The sequence below is a fragment of the Streptomyces chisholmiae genome (genome assembly GCF_031845445.1).
In the GTDB taxonomy this organism is placed as follows: Bacteria; Actinomycetota; Actinomycetes; order Streptomycetales; family Streptomycetaceae; genus Streptomyces; species Streptomyces chisholmiae.
In genome coordinates, this window is sequence record NZ_JAVREO010000259.1 from 1 (window position 1) to 415 (window position 415).

At 75.2% G+C, this 415-nt stretch carries 1 protein-coding gene; it reads left to right on the forward strand.

What is annotated here, in order from left to right; genetic code table 11:
- Positions 1 to 415: short-chain fatty acyl-CoA regulator family protein (locus tag RM844_RS33090; RefSeq protein WP_311671120.1), on the forward strand; the 415-nt coding region annotated here is incomplete at both ends.

Here is a 415-nt window from a genome sequence, read left to right on the forward strand (position 1 = left end):
GCGCGGGGTGCCGTTCTCCTTCGTGCGCGTCGACCGGGCCGGGAACCTGTCCAAGCGGCAGTCGGCGACCGGTTTCCACTTCTCGCGGGCGGGCGGCACCTGCCCGCTGTGGAACGTGTACGAGGCGTTCGCCGCGCCGGGCCGCATCCATGTGCAGATCGCCGAGATGCCGGACGGCGCCCGGTATCTGTGGACGGCGCGGGCGATCACCCGGCACCGCGGCGGCTGGGGCGAGCCGGGCAAGACGTTCGCCATCGGCCTCGGCTGCGAACTGCGCCACGCGCACCGGGTCGTCTACTCCGACGGACTCGACCTCACCAGCGGCTCGGCGGCCACCCCGATCGGGATGGGCTGCCGGGTCTGCGAGCGCCGCGACTGCCCGCAGCGGGCCGCCCCCGCGCTGGGGCACCCGCTG